This is a genomic window from Thermobifida alba, from assembly GCF_023208015.1.
Classification (GTDB): Bacteria; Actinomycetota; Actinomycetes; order Streptosporangiales; family Streptosporangiaceae; genus Thermobifida; species Thermobifida alba.
Window position 1 is genome coordinate 1,425,250 of the sequence record NZ_CP051627.1, and the last position, 16,622, is coordinate 1,441,871.

Below are 16,622 nucleotides of genomic sequence, written 5' to 3' on the forward strand. Positions count from 1 at the left end.
GGGCAGGACGAGGGGATCATCCGCATGCGTCCGGCTGGATTCCTGGCAGGAGGATGCCCCCGGGTCGTCTGGTGGTCACCGGTGAGGAGGGTGCCGCCCCACCGCACAGACGTGTCTTCGCTGTCTGACCAGTCCCCTGCTCCGCAGGACCCCGGCCGGGCGAGCAGGCAAGCGCGTGAAGACTTGGACGGCGATTCCTGGCAGCGCCATCCTGACCTGGTGGTTGGGGACGGTGCGGACTATCAGGGTCAGGGCGTGGATGTGCCAACGGCAGGCAGGCGCGGTCCACAAACAGGTGGCGGGGGCAGCTTCTGTTGCTGGTCCTTCTTGGTGGAAGCCCCGCTTACCGAAGACTTTCTGCCGTTCAGTAGAGAGTCAGGGCAACCGGTGCGAGGCTGTGCTCAGCACCGCCAGGACAAGAAGGGTTTCATGGCTTTTCTGATCAGTTCTCCCAAGGAGAACGGCTCGTGGAGCTTCGACCTTGACGACATGCCCGACCCCGGCCTGGCCACCGGCCTGCGCCTGGCCAGGCACACCATGGACGTGCTCGCCAGACACGACCTCCTCCAACCATACGGAATCAGATGCCCATGAGTGATCCCCGGAAAGGGGGGAACCGGTATCGTCACCTCCTTCTCTCTGAGTGACCATCCCCTGGACTCGCCTGAGACCGTCGAACGCATCCTGTCTTCTCGTCCTGTGGGCTGCCCCGACGCCGCAGTCGACTGGATCGAATTGCTGGGCCCTGGCATCTGGATCGACGCGGAAGGCCGGCGCCGCCGCGAATCACACCTGGTGGAGCTGGAGGTGTACACCAACCCGATCGCGGCCCGGGTAAGACTGAGCGTGCACCATGATGTGTGGGTCTACTACGACTTCTTTGGCAACCCCCACCCCGAGATGTACCGCGCCAACGCGCCCCGCCTGGAGGCCGCGCTCAGGGAACTGGAGGATGTCCTCGGCGTGGAGTCCTGCCCGGGAGAGCACACCCTCTTCGGCACCCCAAACGGTACGGCATCCAGACTCTCGAACCAGACGAGAACGGCAGGGGCCCGGACCTGACCGAGTTCTCCTGACCGTGAAAACAGGTCTTAAAGCCGTCCACCACGACTTTTGGTCTGTCCGGTGCCGCTGTGGGTCGATGCGTTTTCCTCTGGTCAACGGAGACTCGGCGTCGACGGCGAAGTGTTCTGCGACGAACCGACCGAGTGGAAGCGACATGAGCGAGATCTTCCCGGCCCAGATGAGCCTGCTGGACACGGCCGGACCCGCGCGGCGGCGCGGCACCGGCGAAGCGGGGCTGGTGGTCTTCAACGCCCAGCACGCCTCGCCCGAGCGGTCCCGTGCCCAGGCCGACTGGCTCGCCGCACACGGTCGCGCCGACATCGTGGTGGCCAGCGAGGTCTCCGGCACGCACACCGTGCTGGCCCAGGCGCTCACCGAGCACGGCTACGACGTCCTGGCCCCCGACAGCGGCGGGGACTACCGGGTCCTCCTCGCCTCCCGCACCGGAACACTCTCGCCGGTGCCGGAACTGCGGCTGGCCCACCTGCCGCACCGGGCGGTGACCGCACAGCTGGCCGTGGACGGAATCCGGCTGGTGGTCATGGGCCTGTACGTGCCCTCGCGCGGTCCGCGCGAACGGCGCAACGTCGACAAACGCCTGGTCCAGGAATCCATCGCCGCCCTCCTGCCCGCCCTGGCCGGACAAGACGCCGAGATCGCCGTGGCCGCCGGGGACCTCAACGTGGTGGAGCCCGGCCACCGCCCCCACCACAGGGTCTTCGGGGCCTGGGAGTACGACTTCTACCGCGCCTTCGCCGCCCACCGCTTCACCGACGCGTTCCGGCACCTGCACCCCGACCTGCTCGACCACTCCTGGTACGGGCGCTCCGGCGACGGCTACCGCTTCGACCACACCTTCACCACCGCCCCCGGGCGCATCCGCTCCTGCACCTACGACCACGCCCCCCGTGACCTGCGGCTCAGCGACCACGCCGCGATGACCACCGTCCTGGCCACCAGCTGACTCCCCGGCCTCCCGCACAGCCCGACCGCACCGCGGCCACCGGGCCCCGCCGCCATGCCCCGGAACCGGCCCGCGGCCCCCTTGTCCTCGAAAGGGCGACCATGCCTTCTCTTTCCACCGCTGCGACCGTCCACGACCGCCTCCTCACCGCCCTGGCCCACGTGGTACCGCCCTCCCACGGCCTCCAGGACGCGGTGCGCTCGCTGCCGCTGACCGATCCCAACCGGATGCGGGAACTCCTCACCCGGCTGCTCACCGGCACCGCGGAGCAGGTCGTGGTGACCGGCACCGCGGAACGCCGACCGCTGGCACTGCTGCCCGCAGACAGCCGGACATGGCTGCTGGCAGACCTCTCCGGACACCCCCACCGCGACCGCCCGTGGTTTCAGCTGTGTTGACCGCGAGGCCGGTTCGGGCGGCTGCAACGCAGCCCTCTCGCTGAACTCGTCGGTGATTCCGGCCAGGTCACCATGGTCGACATCGACCAGGACGTCACGGCTTGGGCCCAGCGGCTGCGGGCAGAGAACGGGGCCCGCATGTGTGTCGTGCTTGCTGACGCCGAGGCCGATGCTCTGTCATACCCGGGTGCCATGCTCTGCCCATGACTCCGTTGAAACTGATCGAGACCAGCCCCGGGGCATTCTCGCTGCTGCTGGACGCAGGGACAACCCAAGTGGACGAACTCGTCGAGCAGCTCGGCCACGACCCCAACGGCTACTTCTGGGCAGGCGTCGCGCGCTTCCTCGTGAGCACAGAGGCCAGCACCCTCGAAGGACGCTTCTCCTATGATCCGGAGGCCGGCATGTTCTGCGCCTACGGCAACGACCGAACAGCGCTCCAAGAGCTCGGCGCCCTGATGAGCGCCGTCGCCCGGGACGGGGACCGGATGCGAAAACTCGTCTTGTCCGCCAAAGCTGCCGGATTCGAGTTCGACGACTGACCAGAGTCCTCCAGACGCAGACCGGTCTCGTCACGAACCAGTCGCCCAACTCCTCCAACCATGGGCTCAGCGCTCTGCTGGAGTCGCTGCGGTCCCGTGGCTTTCGGCAGCTTGCCTCGTTCGGGCAAGCGGTGATGCCCAGGGGCGTTCATTCCTTCCTCCTGAGGTTTTCATGAACGAAGCAGTGGAGCACCACGACGGTCATCGGGCAGCTCAACCGCGAGTGGGAGCGGCGGTGTGGGGGCCGACACCGATGAGCGGTTGGCCGGGCTGGGTTCGCTGTAGGCGATCGAGGCCGCCTCCAGGTGGCCGATCGACCACCGCACCGACCTGATGCTGTCGGCGCTGCTGGAGCGCGCGGTGCAGCACGGCGAGGAGCGCGACCTGGCCGCGCGGATCGTGGTCCAGTTGATGCCGAGCCGGGCCGTGATCACCGCCCACGCACTGCGCGGCCTAGTCCGCGGCACCAAGGAGCGCCCGCAGTTGGTGGTCGTGGTGTTGCGGGAGGCCGTCCGTGCCTTCCCCGTCCACGGTGTTCCTGCTCTTCGGCTCGGCCTGGTGCGGGGTGCAGATGCTACGCGGCCGCATCTTCCGGGGCGCGGGTGAACTCGCCGTCAGCGTCCTCATCGCCGCCCTGGCCGTGACCGTGCTGGCCCACCCCGCCGACCTGCTCCTCGGTGAGAACAGACTGCTGGGCCAGATCCGCAACACCGCCCCCGCGCTCACCGCCATCACCGTCACCCACGGCGAGTCCGCGTCCACCAGCCCCGAACAGGCCGCCCAGCCCTTCAACGAGGCCCTCGACACCTTCGCGGTCCAGCCGCACCTGGCCCTCAACCACGGTCTCTTCCTCGACCGGCCCCACCCCTGCCACCAGTCCTCGTCAGCGGCGGCGAGAAGGTCGACTTCACCGACCACAGCCAACTCTCCGAGGCACTGTTCCGCTACAACCACAGCGACGCCCACGTGGCCAACGTCCTGGGCTGGATCGACACCTACACCACCCTCCAGCCCGTCACCGTTGCTGGAGGCCGGGCAGCCGGGCTGGTCGGGCCGCGGCCGAGTGGGCACTGCAGCAGGTCGGCAAACCCTACATCTGGGGCGGCACCGGCCCGCACGGCTTCGACTGCTCGGGACTCACCCAGGCCGCCTCGGCCGCAGCCGACGTCAGTATTCCCCGCATCACCACCGACCAGGTCAAATCGGCACCCCGGTCTCCCTCGACGAACTGCAGCCCGGCGACCTGCTGTTCTACGACACCGGCTCCGACCCCTTCCCCAGCCACGTCACCATGCACGTCGGCGGCGGCCAGATGGTCAACGCCCTCCACACTGGGCCATCCCCGCGTGCGCGGGGAGCACGAGCAGGCGTCCCTGGAAGAACTGGGCATGCGGGGACCATCCCCGCGTGCGCGGGGAGCACGCCGAGCGGCTGCGTGAGGAGATCGACCACCAGGGACCATCCCCGCGTGCGCGGGGAGCACACTTCGGCCCGTATTCCCCGTCCACCGTGATCGGGACCATCCCCGCGTGCGCGGGGAGCACCCCACGTGCGGGGAGTCCACTACCAGTGTCTCCGGACCATCCCCGCGTGCGCGGGGAGCACTCCCACACTGGGGCCAACCCGCCCTTTACAGATGGACCATCCCCGCGTGCGCGGGGAGCACTGCCATAGGCACCTATGTGGATCCCCGCAGAGAGGACCATCCCCGCGTGCGCGGGGAGCACCGGCCCTCGGGCTGGATGGAGATCAGCCGGTCGGGACCATCCCCGCGTGCGCGGGGAGCACGGTTTTTGGAGTCAGGCCCGGGCGCAGATGTCGGGACCATCCCCGCGTGCGCGGGGAGCACACGGGCCGGTTGCAGGTGCCGACCGAGCACACGGGACCATCCCCGCGTGCGCGGGGAGCACACCTGGCGGTGTACGGGTGACTCGGGGTGATCGGGACCATCCCCGCGTGCGCGGGGAGCACGACCTGCTGAGAATCCGGGTGTTCGTGCAGCAGGGATCATCCCCGCGTGCGCGGGGAGCACGCTGGCGTGCGTCCAGGACCAGCCGGGGTTGAGGGATCATCCCCGCGTGCGCGGGGAGCACGCTGGCGTGCGTCCAGGACCAGCCGGGGTTGAGGGATCATCCCCGCGTGCGCGGGGAGCACGCCGGGTTCAGCGCAGACGAGTTCGCGGCAGCGTGGATCATCCCCGCGTGCGCGGGGAGCACCTCACCCGGTCCACGCCCCGGAACACGACCAGGGGATCATCCCCGCGTGCGCGGGGAGCACGTTCGAGCGGGGTGACGGCGGAACCCCCGAGAGGGACCATCCCCGCGTGCGCGGGGAGCACGCGTGCCGCAACCCCGAGGTGGACCCGGAATGGGGACCATCCCCGCGTGCGCGGGGAGCACGCAGCGGTCCGCGCCCAGGTCGTCGCGTTGCAGGGACCATCCCCGCGTGCGCGGGGAGCACCGCTGCGAACACCTGGCGGCCCGAAACCGCCGTGGGACCATCCCCGCGTGCGCGGGGAGCACCACGCCCTGCTCGTGCTCGGTGTCCCCGACGTGGGACCATCCCCGCGTGCGCGGGGAGCACACTGAACGACCTGCGACTTTACCAGCGTTCAACGCTGATTTCATTCACTTCCAGAAAAACGGACAAAAATCCACAAAAAGAACTTTTGATCAAAGCTTCTCGTGGGGTCTTCTCCATGATTTGAGTGCTCGTGCTGCTGAAGGATCAGGGTTGTCCGGTCGACACGGCCGACTGCGGAGGGCTGGGGCCGGGATGGTACTGGATTCACCGAAAGCGGGTGGCTGCCCCTTCCGCACGCCATCAGGTCGACGCGTACGCCCTGGGTCGGCTGGAGGGGGCGGTGGTGCAACGTGATGGGGGTGGACCGTGCGGCGCGATGTTGTTTATCCCTGGAGCTCCTTCAGACCGCGGCTGATGCGGACGCAGGCCAGTGCGCCCGCCACAATGCCGACGGCTGTGAGGATGAGCGCGGCCTGTGTGACGGTGTCGGGCTCACCCGCCACCGCGGCCTTGAGCATGGTCACCGCCCAGTATCCGGGCGAGATCGGTGCGATGCTCTGCGCCCAGTTCGGTGAGTTCGGGAAGGTAGTGGGTGGTGTAGATGACCGTCGCCCCGGTGTGGGCGTGGTCACGGACCGCTTTAAGGAAGGACTGACGGGCCTCGGGGTCCATGCCCGCGGTGGGCTCGTCCAAAAGGAGGGGTGCGGGCTTGTGGATCATGGCCGCGGCGGCTTGGACCCTGCGTTGCTGACCGCCGGAGAGGACACCGACTCTGCGGTCGAGGTAGCCGGTGATCTGGAGGACTTCGGAGATCTCGTTGACGGCGCGGCCGAGTTCACGTCGGCGTAGTCCCTGCAGTCCACTCGCGTGCACGCGGGGGCCAGGGCCGTGGCGCACCGGTATCCGCTGATGTTCCCGCTGCTGAGCAGGCCGGTAGTCCTGCCGGAGGCGATGCGCGTGGTGGCCCCTCTGCGAGGCCCTGATGGACGCGGGGATCCCGGCTGAACGGGTGGCCGCTTGAAGGCGGATGTTCAGCGCGTTCGTGCTGGGTTTCGCGGTTTCGGAGGTGAGCGGCCGCTTCGAGGAGGGGAACCTGGGCACGAAGGAGCGGCGCGATCGTCTGGGACCCGGGGAGCTGCCGGTACACCACTGCCTGGGAGAGGTGCTGGACCTTCCGGTCGACTGGGACGCCGAGTGGGACGCCGAGTTCGAGGAGGGGTTGGCCGGACTGGTGGCGATGGTCGAGGAGGAGGCTGCGGCTGCGAAGGCCGAGTGGAGGGCGGACCGCCCTCCGGCTTGGAAGGACCGGTGCAAAGCTCCTGGACACCGTGCGCTTCTGAGCAGGTCCAGTTCCGTCCGCCTGGGAGGGATCGACATGTGGACCCGTCGAAGGGAACCAGCGGTTCGGCACCGAGTTCGTCCATGAGGTGGGTATGGGGCCCGTCGCAGACTTCGCAGTTGTTGCCGGTCAGGCTGGCGGCGGTGGCTGCGGTCGGCGGAGTGCAACAGCAGTCCTCCTTCGGGTCCCAGGACGGACGGCACCCGCGTTGCCAGCGGACTCTCGTCGTGGGTTGGCCCGATCGTGAGGTCACCGGTTGAGGAGCCCCAGGAGCTTGTTGGTCAGCAGGGTGTTGGGGAGGTGGGTGCCCCCGTTTTCTCGAAGACGCCGGTCAGGCCGCCGAAGCCGGTCGGGGCGCCCGGTACCTCCGGCGCTTGCCGGACGTGCTCCGGTAAGAAGGCGCTGCCGAGGGCTGGCCTGTTGTCCCATCCTTCTCCGGCAGTCCGAAAGTCCGGGGCGAACAGGTCTCGATACTGTCGAGCACCGCATCGGCCCGTCCGTGTGCCGGGTCGACGAGCAACCTCAGACGTCTCGGTCCCCCGCACAGCTTGCCATCGGTGAACCGGAGGACTACTACAGCCCTCCAAGAGCAGGTCCCCCTTCTCCGGTGTCGGCCGCACCAGGGGAACGAGTTGATATCCCCACGACCGCGGTGTCGGTCCCAGCTCGCCGGTCACGTTCGTTCTTCCCGGACCCTGTCGCCATTCCAGATCACGAGTGGGTCGTCGCCCCCTACCGGGGCCCACCAGGATTGGATGGCCCGGACGACTTCTTCTGGGCAGCTCAAAACCACGGCGAGCTCGGCCGGGAGCGGCTGCCGGTAGACGTCCGTCTCATCAACCGGGGTGCCGAGGAGGCCTGGCTGACGGCGTGTCCGCAGGTCAGGAGGTGATGTGGCTGCCGTTACGAAAGTGGCGCAGCACCAGAACCGCTGGGGGCAGCAGGGGCAGTTCCCGGAAGCTGCGGAAGCGCCGATGGTGCGACGGCCCCGCTTCGATCAGAGGCGAATGTCAAGCCCTGGCTAGAAAGGCCGCTGCTTACTCGACCAGCACTTCACAATCGATCCGGAATACACGGAAGTCCGAGTTGGTCACATCAGCCATAGAAACCAGGTCACCTGTGGTCGGACAGGTCACGGGGGACGGGGTCCGCCCTGTGAGGCAGCGGCGCAGCAGATGAAGGCCACCGGTGATCCTGCGTGTACAGGGATTGCCGGCGGTGCCGAGGGCATCGACGAAGGGGAGGCCTAGTCGGTTTTGCCAACTGCTGGTTTCGGCCGTCTCCAGGAGTATGGAGAGACTGGAAGGGCAGAATCGGTTCATGCCCTCTCAAATCAAATGGCTTCTGACCGCCGCAGCGGCGGTGGCGGTGACGGTGGCCCTGGCCGCGGCCCTGTGGCTGGGTGGCGGCCCCACCCAGCGCAGCGGCTGGGAGGCCGCCGGGTGGGCGGCCGGGATCATCAGCGCCCTGGCCCTGATCGCCACCGCTGCCGCCTGGGCCGCACGCCGCCCCCAGGACTCCTCACCGACAGGCGATGACATCGACCAGAGCGGTGCCCGGGCCCAGGGCAGCATCACCGGCAAACGCGGTCCGGCCACCCTGGGCGGAGACCGGATCATCCAGCGCCGCGCCCGCGCTGGCGGCGACATCATCGGCAAGCAGCACGACCTTCCCGACCAGCCCCGCTGACCCCTGATCTGCAGGGCCATCCCCGCATGCGCGGGGAACACAGGCGATCCGCATGGGTGCGGACATCGCCCAGGGGGCCATCCCCGCATGCGCGGGGAACACGCCGTACTGGAAGTTGCCCCAGCAAGGGAACGTGAGCGTGCTTGCGTGGACGGACTCGGCCAAACCGCCGGGCACGTAGCCAGTTCGTCCTTGCGGCCAGGCGGCAGCGGATCAGGCTTCTGAAACAGCGGTAACAGGTGCAACGAGCAGGTCGAGAGGCTGACGCTATTCACCTCCTCTTCAGAGCCGTGAAAGGAAATCAACGACACTCGAAAGATGCGAATCTGACATCTGCAGAGGGTTGGCCCCAGCCACCAACAGAGTCCCGTTTGAGAACTCTTCCGCAGACAGTCCGGTCACTTCATCCGCCTTTGCTTTCCGAACTCCCGAAACATACGTCATCCAGCCGCCAATTGGATGCCCATGATCCTTATACTGAGCTTCCCTCATTGAGCGATTCGTAAACGTTGCCCACTGAGGATCCCAAATATCGACCACCGAGCAGAAAACAGATCTCACAATCTCTGGATCATACAGCTCAGCAGCGACTCCAACCGGTTTAGGAAGCTTGAGAACGAAGCAGTTCTTCATGAAATCCATCGCTGGAGCGATACAGCATGTGACCGAGAAGGAGGCTTCGGCAGGATTGTTGTTCCACAATGACAAACTGAATCCAAGCTCACTGATAACCTGACCATCAGTATCCCTGCGATTACGACCAGCCTTGAGCATGCTCTCCAGAGCCTCTGCGCTGGTCCCCACAGGACCACCAGAAGAGGCCTCAGCCCTGCTCATTCCCTGCCGAAACCACGTCGCCAAGGCCGGATGCGCCTCCCCAAGCCGACTCAGACACAGAGCCAACTGCTGGGCACACCCACCAACCGACTCGGAGCGGGGCCCCCAGTAGGCGCCCACATAAAAAGCATCCACCATACCTCACTCCTTTCACCTAGGGCTTATACAAAATATTGATCCTGGAGGACACTCCCTCCCCAACAAATAGATTTCGCATTGCATTAGCGGCATCAGCCTCAGCGACAAGCCAATTAATAGGCACTCCCCCTGCAGCAGAAACTTGACGCCGCGCCTGCTCCAGCAACGCTTTTGCTCCAGTATACCAGGAACGGAATTCGCCATCCTGAACAAATCTCGCATAGCCGGGCCCCTTGGCATCCAAGAGAACTCCGCCTCGAAATCCGTCGAACTTCACTCCGTTGACAATGTAGCCAAACCCTAGTGGTACTCCAGTTACTCTTGTCTGGTAGGCAGCAGCCCGCGCCGACATTGCTTCATTGACAATTCCCCAAACCCCCGGTCCACCTTTTCCTGCCCAGCAGGAAGAGTTATGCGCAAGGACCGACGTCTTGCCCGCCAGCACATGGTACGTGTGCAGGTCTTGGACGGTGAGGTTGTGGGCGGTGGCAGCTTGGGTCCACGCTCTGATGGCGGTGATCTGGACCCAGGTGCCGGCCGAGGTCTGCAGCCACATCCCGGGGGCCAGGTCGATGGCATCAACCCACTGGCCGAGTTCGGGGACCCAGAAGGGGTGGCCGTCAGTAGCGATGATGACGTCACCGGCCGCGGTCGGCCCGGGAGCACCGTTGCCGCTGTCCTCGTCCCCCGCAGGTTTTTCGGTGGTGGTGTCGACGGTGATCTCAACCAGGGTCTTGGCGCCCACACCGACGATGGTGGCCAGCACCGTCCTGGCGATCTGCTCACCGGTCTCCGGATCGGTGGCCAGCACCTGGTCGCCGACCTTGACGTTCTCGATCGGCTTGGACGTGCCATCGGCCATCAGCACCCGGGTGCCGGGAACGAAGCTGTTGCACTTGCCGAAGAGCCTGTTGACACCGCTTCGTATAGCGCTTCCCGCGCTTCTGGCTCCATTCGCCACCGCCGAGCCGAAGCCTTTCAGCCCACTCATCGCCCTGCCACCCAGGGAAGCCGCCTTGGCACCGGCGCTGCCCCATCCTCCCGGAGTGATGAGCGTGCCGACGAAGGACTGGATGTAGCCCGCCTTGTACCAACCGGAGTCCTTGTTCACCCCGAAAATCCGCAGGCTTTCGGACATGGACATTCCGGTGAAGTACTCCATCGCCGGATCGGCTGCCAACGAGATGAGCGATGACTCGTACAGGGCCACCATGGCACCCGCATTGGCATCCCTGAACTGCGGGTAGAACGGGATCCGGTTCATCACCGTGTTCGTTCTGCGGAGACCGGTATGGACCGCCTGCTGGAAGGTCGGGCGGGGCGGAAGCCGCCGACCGACCGACGATCCCGCAACGCCTTGGGTAACTTTGACCTTGGTGAAGATGGCGGGACTCTTGTACTTCTTCACCAGTTTCAGCCCGTCGGGGTCGCTGAAGCTGACGGGGTTGTTGTTGGCGTAGACATAGCCGTGGACCTGCTGGGGATCGGTGAAGTCGATGACCGGGTCGATGGAGACGAACCGGCCGATCGCCGAGTCGTAGGCACGCGCGCCCAACTGGACCAACCCGGTGGTCTCGTCGATGGTGCCGCCCACGAATCCCTTCTCGTCCACCCACTGCCCGGTAGAGCCACGGATCGAGCCGAACGCGGTGAACCGGCGTTGCACGGTCTGCCCGCTCTGCCCGTCGATGCTGAGTTCGCCGGTGCCGTGGTGGTCGGAGAACAGCCAGTGGGGAGTTTCGTCGTCCTGGCGGAGCGCGACTGTCTCGCCGGCATGGTCGTAGTAGCGGGTGGCCTCACTCAGCAGGGCGATCTTGTCCAGGCGCACCTCCATACCTGGCAGGTACAGGGTCGTGTCTTGGGGTGTTTCACGGATCAGACGCTGTCCGTCGGCGTTGTAGCGGAACTCCGTCTCGGCACCGTTTTCCACCACCCGAACCAGGTGGCCTTCGGAGTCCCATTCCAGTTCCTGGTCGTAGTTGGGGGTGAGGCGGCTGGTCATGTTGCCCGCCTCGTCGTAGCCGTACTGTTCCAGCTGGGTGCCGGTGGGGCCGGTCTGCTCGACCTGGGTGAGAGTGTGCGGTTGGGGCTGTCCGGCTGCGGGGTGGGTGTAGGTGCGGACGGTGTCGCCGCTGGCGGAGTGCTTGGTTTCACTCAGACGGTTGCCCACCGCGTCGTAGGTATAGGAGTGCCAGTAGGGTGCCGCGCCACCGAGGCTGTTGACGTCGGGTGCGGTCCCGCACGCGGTGGCGTCATGGGTGCCGGGGGTCCAGGCTTCGATGAGGCGACGCAGGTGGTCGTAGGCGAAGCACTGTGTGTCGCTGGGCAGTCCGGTGCTGGTGGGGGTGTCGCTGATGCGCAGGATGTTGCCTGCGTCGTCGTAGGTGTAGTGCTGCTCCAGCAACGACCCGTAGCCAACCTCGTGCACCACGCTGGTCGAGGCCATACGGTTGGTGGCGATGTCGAACGCCCGGGTGATCCAGGTCTGGTCTGCATTGCTGCCTGCTGCGAACGTCCGCTGCAGCAGGTTGCCGGTCTTGGAGTAGATGGTCTCCGCGACGTAGGTGCTGCGCCCCTTGACCGTGGTGGGCATGCCCAGTTCGTTGTAGCCGAAGATCACCGGTTCGGCACTGAGCTCGCCTGCCGCGGGGAAGGCCATGCTTTTGAGGGTGCCGTCGGGGTTGTAGGAGTAGATGTATCGGTAGTTTCCGGCCAGCGCGCCTTCGGAGGCGGGGATGGTGATCACCTCGGTGAGAGGCCGGTACATCTTGTCGTAGGCCAGAACCGCGGTGGTGTAGGCGTTGCCGTCGATGTAGCGGGTGGACGAGGTGAGCTGTCCCTTGGCTTTGGTGTCGTAGACCCACTCGGCGCGCCGGGTGCCCTGCGGGGAGTCGTCGAACAGTCCGGTCTTGCGGCCGAGCGCGTCGTAGGTGTAGGCCAGCGTCTCACCGCGCGCGTCGGTCTGGGTGGCCAGCCGGTCCAGTGCGTCGTAGGTGTAGGTGGTGGTCCCGGTGTCTGGGTCAGTGCTTTCGACCTTGCGGCCGCGCAGGTCGTAGACGTTCTCCCACACGTTGCCCGCGGGATCGGTGACGGTGGCCAGTTCCCCGTTCTTGGCGTAGGTGTAGGTGGTGGCGTCGAAGGCGCCGGTGGGAGTGGGGCCTTCGTGCTGGCGTAGTTCGACGATCCGGTCCTTGGCGTCGGTGATGGCCGTGGTCGCGGTCTCGCCTTCCGGTGGGGTGGTCAGGGTGCGGTCGCCCCGGTACTCGGTGGTGGTGCGCCACTGCTCCTCGCCCCGTGAGACGTGCAGGACGTCGGTGGGCCGTTCCGCGCCGTCGTAGACGGTCTCGGTCTGGCGGGGGATGTCGTCGTCGTTGTTGACGACCAGCAGAGTGCCGGAGGGGTCTTCGGTGTTGTAGTAGGGTTCGCGTTCCTTGACGACCAGGCCGCGCGAATCGTGGAAGGTGTCGGTGACCAGCCGCCCGCCGCCCACCGCCGGTGTCTGGACTTGGCGTTCGCGCAGGAAAGCGTCGTAGAGCGTGTAGGTGGTGGTGTAGCTCTGGTCGTCGTTGCGCAGCGTTTGGGCGACCACCGTGGTGGGGGCGTCGTTGCGGATGTGGTATTCGAACTTGAGGTTGGGGGATTGCGTGGTCTTGTTCCGGTCGGCCAGCCAGACCTCTGTCAACCGGCCCAGCGGGTCGTAGACCAGGTCGTTGCGGTTGTTGTTGGCGTCCACGGTCGCGATGAGCGTGGACCGTGCGGGGTCGAAGTACTGGGTGGCGGTGTGTCCGAGGGCGTTGGTGTCGGTGACGACCGTGGGCGCGCCGCCGGGCACGGTTGAGGTGTAGGCGGTCTCGGTCGTGTGGCCTGCGGCGTCGGTGGTTTCGGTCTGTCGCCCGTAGGAGTCGTAGCTGGTCTCCTTCACGAGTTCGTAGACGGGTTCGCCGTTGTCGTAGTCGGCGAGGCGTTCGGTCCTGGTCGCCAGCCCTCGGACGGGGGCGGTTCCGTAGGCCTGGTTGTCGTAGAAGGTCCGGCCGTCGCGGATCACGTCGGCGGGGCGCTCGGGGGTTTGTGAGCACGCGACGGCTACGGTCTCCTCGCGTGTGATTGCGTCCAGCAGCCACGCGCCCATGTTGCGCACGTAGGTGGTGCGGGTGCACTCGTCGTCGTCGGGGTCGGCGACGTCTCCGTGGTTGTGGATCTGGATGGGGAACCCGTAGTCGTCGTAGACGGTGTCGACTCGGGTCTGGCGCCAGCCTCCCCCGTGGAGGGCTGTGTACTCGCGTTCTGAGGCGGTGTCGACCAGGTAGGAGGAGACGGTGCCCCACGAGTAGGTGCGTTCCCCGGTTTTCTTGCGCCACGGGATGGAGATGGTTTTGGTGACGACTTCTCCGCCCACGCCGTTGCGGACGATCTCCTCGAGCGTGACTCCGTTGAGTTCGTCGTGGTCGGTGTGGGTCTGTCCTTCGGAGTCGGTGATGGTGACCGAGCGGGTGCCGGAGGGTTGTTTGTCGCCGTGCATGCCGCGGAAGAACACGTGCTCGACTTCGGAGCGCTGTTCACCGGGTGCCCCGGAGATTTCCCGGACCCGTTCGTAGCCGCGCCAGTCCGACCAGGTGCGGTATTTGTCCTTGGTGAAGCCGTCGGCTTCCTCGTAGCGCCACGCACCTCCGCCGAGGTACTCGTAGGTGGTGACCATGTCGGGTTGGTCGGTGACCAGGTCGATTTCGGCGACCTGGGTGACGACGTACTTGTGGAACCAGTCGACCATCTCCGGTTCCCCCTCGGGGGTCCACCGGACTGGATAGCAGCGTTTGGTGTTGCTGTGCGGCTGCGGGGTGGAGCCGCGGGTGCACTCGGGTTCGGAGTAGGAGACGTCGATCTGGCCGCCGGACTCGGTGTAGACGGAGGTGATGCGGTACTTGAGCATCGGCGCCAGGCCGTCGGCCAGCCCGTCGACCCGGTTTTCCAGTGCGGTGCCCTCAAGCCGCACCTTCGGGGAGGTGGCAGTGCCGCCGACGTGGCCGGTGTGGGTGATGGACTCCAGCCACAGTGCCGGTGTGGTGCCGTCTCCCGGGGCGGGGAAGGCGTGCTCCAGGGTCCAGGAGTCCACGTCGGTGTAGGAGGTGCCGTTGTGGACCTGGGTGGTGATCTTGTCGAGTTTCTTGCGGGTCCAGAAGGTCGGTGAGTGCTGGCTGGTGCACTGGGTCCCGGCGTCGCAGTTCTGGTCGAAGGGCACGTCGGGCCAGTGGGAGGCGTTGGCCTTGGTGAGTTTGGCGGGTGCGCAGTCGAAGCTGTCGGTGGGGATGCAGCGCTCGCTGACGGTGAAGTTCACCCTGGCTGGGGCGGTGGCGTAGACGTCGTCGGAGCGCAGGCCGTAGTCGATGCGTTTGAGGTAGCCGCCGCGGTCGTAGGGGGTGGCGGTGGTGGTCAGGTTGCGGCCGTAGTGGTTGCGTTCCTTCTCGTACCAGTAGGTGATGACGTTTCCGTGCACGTCGACGACGTAGTCGAGGTTCCACCGCCAGGCCTGCTGGCACCAGGAGTTGGCGAAGGTGGAGCCGTGGCAGGGTTCACCGGAGTTGTTGCCGTAGACGGGCACGGTCCACGCCGACTGGGTCTCGGGGTCGCCTGAGGACCAGCCGGGCAGGCGGTTGCGGCCGAAGAAGTACTGGGTTCCGTCGGTGGTGGTGACCTTCCAGTACTCGCCGTCGTTGTCGCCGTTGTTGGCGCCGGTCAGCCGTTCGATCCGGGTGCCGTCGTCGCTGCGCAGCCGCCAGGTGCCGTCGGAGTCCAGGATCAGTTCGCCGCCCTTGCCGTTCAGCGAGAGTGTGGCGTTGTGTCTGGACCAGCACTGGTCTCCGGTTTTGCTGCCTGTGGCCTGGCCGTCGTCGGCGCACGGCTTGTAGCGGCGCTCGATGTAGCCCGACGTGTAGCTGAATCCCTCTCCGATCCAGGAGGTCTGGCTGTTGGAGGAGGCGGTGCGTCCGTCCACCGAGCCGGAGGAGTAGCCGAGACCGATGGTGGGAGCAAGGTCTCCTGCGGTCTTGGGTACGGTGATCGGGTACGACCAGTTGAAGTCGCCGGTCTGCAGTCCGACGTCCCAACTGGAGGCGGCGTTCAACTCGGTTGCCTTGTAGTCGCCGGTCTCGCCCTCACTGTCCGGAGCCGCCGCCAGCAGGGTGCCGCTGCCAGCCGAGGCCGGGGCCACCGCGCTGAGCGTCATGGCCTGGGTGTTGTTGGTGGAGTCCAACTCGATCTGGGGGGCGCATTCGGGGACGCTGGCGTCCAGGACGCAGTCGTCGAGGGCGACCAGGCGCAGTCGGGAGGCGTAGTCGGCGCCGAAGGCGGGGGCGAAGTCGGAGTAGTCGACGCCGATCTGGACCGGACCGGTGGTGTCGGCTCCGTCGGTGCGCTTGACCCGCATCAGCAGACCGGTGATTCCGGCGTCCTCGGCCACCTGCTGGTCGAGGATCTCCACGGCGGCGCTGCGCACCGGTTCCGGTTCCTCGGAGTCGGCTTCCGGTTCGTCGGTGTCCTCTTCGGTGTCGCTTTCGGTCTGCTCGGGCTTGTCGGTTTCCTCTGCCGATTCGGTGTTCTGCGGGGTGGGTTCCGGTGAGGACGACGGTGTCGGTTCGGGGGTCGCCGACGGGCTGGGGGCGGGGGTGTTCTGCGTGTCCCCGCCCTCGTTGGCCTCGGCTCTGCTGTCCGGGTTGTCCTGGGGCAGCGGGGAAACCCACTCCTCGAAGACTTCCTCGTCGACCGGGGCAAGAGTGACCGTCTCGCCCTCTTCCGGTTCGGCCAGGAGGTTGGCCCGTGCCTGCGTTGGAGCGGCCAGGTCAATCTCGACCGTGTCGGGTTCGGGCCAGTCGGCCGTGCCCAGGTCGGTGACCGCAGCCTCGGCGGTCTGACTCGGTTCCGCATTCCCGGCCGCGACGAAGTCGTAGCCCTCGACGGGAATGTCATCCTGGACGTCGGGCCTGGGGTTGCGGGCGATCGCGGAGGCGGGAACCGCGACGAGCATCCCGGTGAGCATCACCAGGGAGAGCAGGAACGACAGCAGACTGCGTACGGGGGTGCGGCGGGGCTGGGCCGGCGAAGAAGCGGACTCGGACATGAGGCTCCTCCGGTCC

Annotated in this window: 12 protein-coding genes, 1 pseudogene and 1 CRISPR repeat array; of the genes and pseudogenes, 8 read left to right on the top strand and 5 right to left on the bottom strand. The window is 66.6% G+C overall.

What is annotated here, in order from left to right; all coding sequences use genetic code 11:
• Window positions 1-429 precede the first annotated feature (429 nt).
• The 6 genes from FOF52_RS06455 (at window position 430) to FOF52_RS06480 (ending at window position 3,575) form a co-directional block, all read left to right on the top strand.
• Window positions 430-594 (top strand): hypothetical protein, encoded by a 165-nt coding sequence (locus FOF52_RS06455; RefSeq protein ID WP_248593989.1) that lies wholly within the window; start codon window positions 430-432, stop codon window positions 592-594.
• A complete protein-coding gene (locus FOF52_RS06460) occupies window positions 595-1,062 on the top strand; it encodes a hypothetical protein (protein ID WP_248592924.1) in 468 nt (155 codons plus the stop codon).
• A gap of 157 nt (window positions 1,063-1,219) precedes the next feature.
• Window positions 1,220-2,029, top strand: a complete 810-nt coding sequence (locus tag FOF52_RS06465) for a hypothetical protein (protein WP_248592925.1) — start codon at window positions 1,220-1,222, stop codon at window positions 2,027-2,029.
• Window positions 2,030-2,130: 101 nt separating this feature from the next.
• A complete protein-coding gene (locus tag FOF52_RS06470; protein ID WP_248592926.1) occupies window positions 2,131-2,427 on the top strand; it encodes a hypothetical protein in 297 nt (98 codons plus the stop codon).
• 212 nt (window positions 2,428-2,639) lie between these two features.
• Window positions 2,640-2,969, top strand: coding sequence for an Imm51 family immunity protein (locus FOF52_RS06475; RefSeq protein ID WP_248592927.1), 330 nt, complete (start codon window positions 2,640-2,642; stop codon window positions 2,967-2,969).
• 333 nt (window positions 2,970-3,302) lie between these two features.
• Complete coding sequence (locus FOF52_RS06480) at window positions 3,303-3,575, top strand: hypothetical protein (RefSeq protein ID WP_248592928.1); 273 nt, start codon at window positions 3,303-3,305, stop codon at window positions 3,573-3,575.
• Here the strand turns inward: FOF52_RS06480 and FOF52_RS06485 are convergent.
• Window positions 3,544-3,810 carry a hypothetical protein gene (locus tag FOF52_RS06485; protein WP_248592929.1) on the bottom strand — a complete coding sequence of 89 codons (267 nt, stop codon included), beginning with the start codon at window positions 3,808-3,810 and terminating at the stop codon, window positions 3,544-3,546. The genes FOF52_RS06480 and FOF52_RS06485 overlap by 32 nt on opposite strands.
• A 253-nt stretch (window positions 3,811-4,063) precedes the next feature.
• Here FOF52_RS06485 and FOF52_RS22130 point away from each other — a divergent pair.
• A pseudogene (locus FOF52_RS22130) lies at window positions 4,064-4,284 on the top strand (C40 family peptidase); the annotation flags it as partial.
• Between the two features lie 18 nt (window positions 4,285-4,302).
• Window positions 4,303-5,552: a CRISPR direct-repeat array (repeat unit 28 nt; unit sequence GGACCATCCCCGCGTGCGCGGGGAGCAC).
• Window positions 5,553-5,875: 323 nt separating this feature from the next.
• Here the strand turns inward: FOF52_RS22130 and FOF52_RS06490 are convergent.
• Complete coding sequence (locus tag FOF52_RS06490) at window positions 5,876-6,016, bottom strand: hypothetical protein (protein ID WP_248592930.1); 141 nt, start codon at window positions 6,014-6,016, stop codon at window positions 5,876-5,878.
• Window positions 5,985-6,869 carry an AAA family ATPase gene (locus FOF52_RS06495; RefSeq protein WP_248592931.1) on the bottom strand — a complete coding sequence of 295 codons (885 nt, stop codon included), beginning with the start codon at window positions 6,867-6,869 and terminating at the stop codon, window positions 5,985-5,987. Before FOF52_RS06495 ends, FOF52_RS06490 begins: the two co-directional genes overlap by 32 nt.
• Window positions 6,870-8,151: 1,282 nt before the next feature.
• On the opposite strand from FOF52_RS06495, the gene FOF52_RS06500 reads away from it, so the two are divergent.
• On the top strand, window positions 8,152-8,520 hold the full coding sequence (locus tag FOF52_RS06500) for a hypothetical protein (RefSeq protein WP_248592932.1): 369 nt from the start codon (window positions 8,152-8,154) through the stop codon (window positions 8,518-8,520).
• 282 nt (window positions 8,521-8,802) lie between these two features.
• On the opposite strand, the gene FOF52_RS06505 is transcribed toward FOF52_RS06500, so the two are convergent.
• Window positions 8,803-9,495 carry an Imm52 family immunity protein gene (locus FOF52_RS06505; protein WP_248592933.1) on the bottom strand — a complete coding sequence of 231 codons (693 nt, stop codon included), beginning with the start codon at window positions 9,493-9,495 and terminating at the stop codon, window positions 8,803-8,805.
• A 16-nt stretch (window positions 9,496-9,511) separates the two neighbouring features.
• Window positions 9,512-16,606, bottom strand: coding sequence for an RHS repeat-associated core domain-containing protein (locus FOF52_RS06510; protein ID WP_248592934.1), 7,095 nt, complete (start codon window positions 16,604-16,606; stop codon window positions 9,512-9,514).
• Between the last annotated feature and the right edge of the window lie 16 nt (window positions 16,607-16,622).

Bases quoted from the DNA above. Each gene is read 5' to 3' on its own strand.
- FOF52_RS06495 (WP_248592931.1), bottom strand. From the start codon at position 6,869: ATGTCGATCCCTCCCAGGCGGACGGAACTGGACCTGCTCAGAAGCGCA.
- FOF52_RS06510 (WP_248592934.1), bottom strand. From the start codon at position 16,606: ATGTCCGAGTCCGCTTCTTCGCCGGCCCAGCCCCGCCGCACCCCCGTA.
- FOF52_RS06500 (WP_248592932.1), top strand. From the start codon at position 8,152: ATGCCCTCTCAAATCAAATGGCTTCTGACCGCCGCAGCGGCGGTGGCG.
- FOF52_RS06480 (WP_248592928.1), top strand. From the start codon at position 3,303: ATGCTGTCGGCGCTGCTGGAGCGCGCGGTGCAGCACGGCGAGGAGCGC.
- FOF52_RS06465 (WP_248592925.1), top strand. From the start codon at position 1,220: ATGAGCGAGATCTTCCCGGCCCAGATGAGCCTGCTGGACACGGCCGGA.
- FOF52_RS06505 (WP_248592933.1), bottom strand. From the start codon at position 9,495: ATGGTGGATGCTTTTTATGTGGGCGCCTACTGGGGGCCCCGCTCCGAG.
- FOF52_RS06455 (WP_248593989.1), top strand. From the start codon at position 430: ATGGCTTTTCTGATCAGTTCTCCCAAGGAGAACGGCTCGTGGAGCTTC.
- FOF52_RS06470 (WP_248592926.1), top strand. From the start codon at position 2,131: ATGCCTTCTCTTTCCACCGCTGCGACCGTCCACGACCGCCTCCTCACC.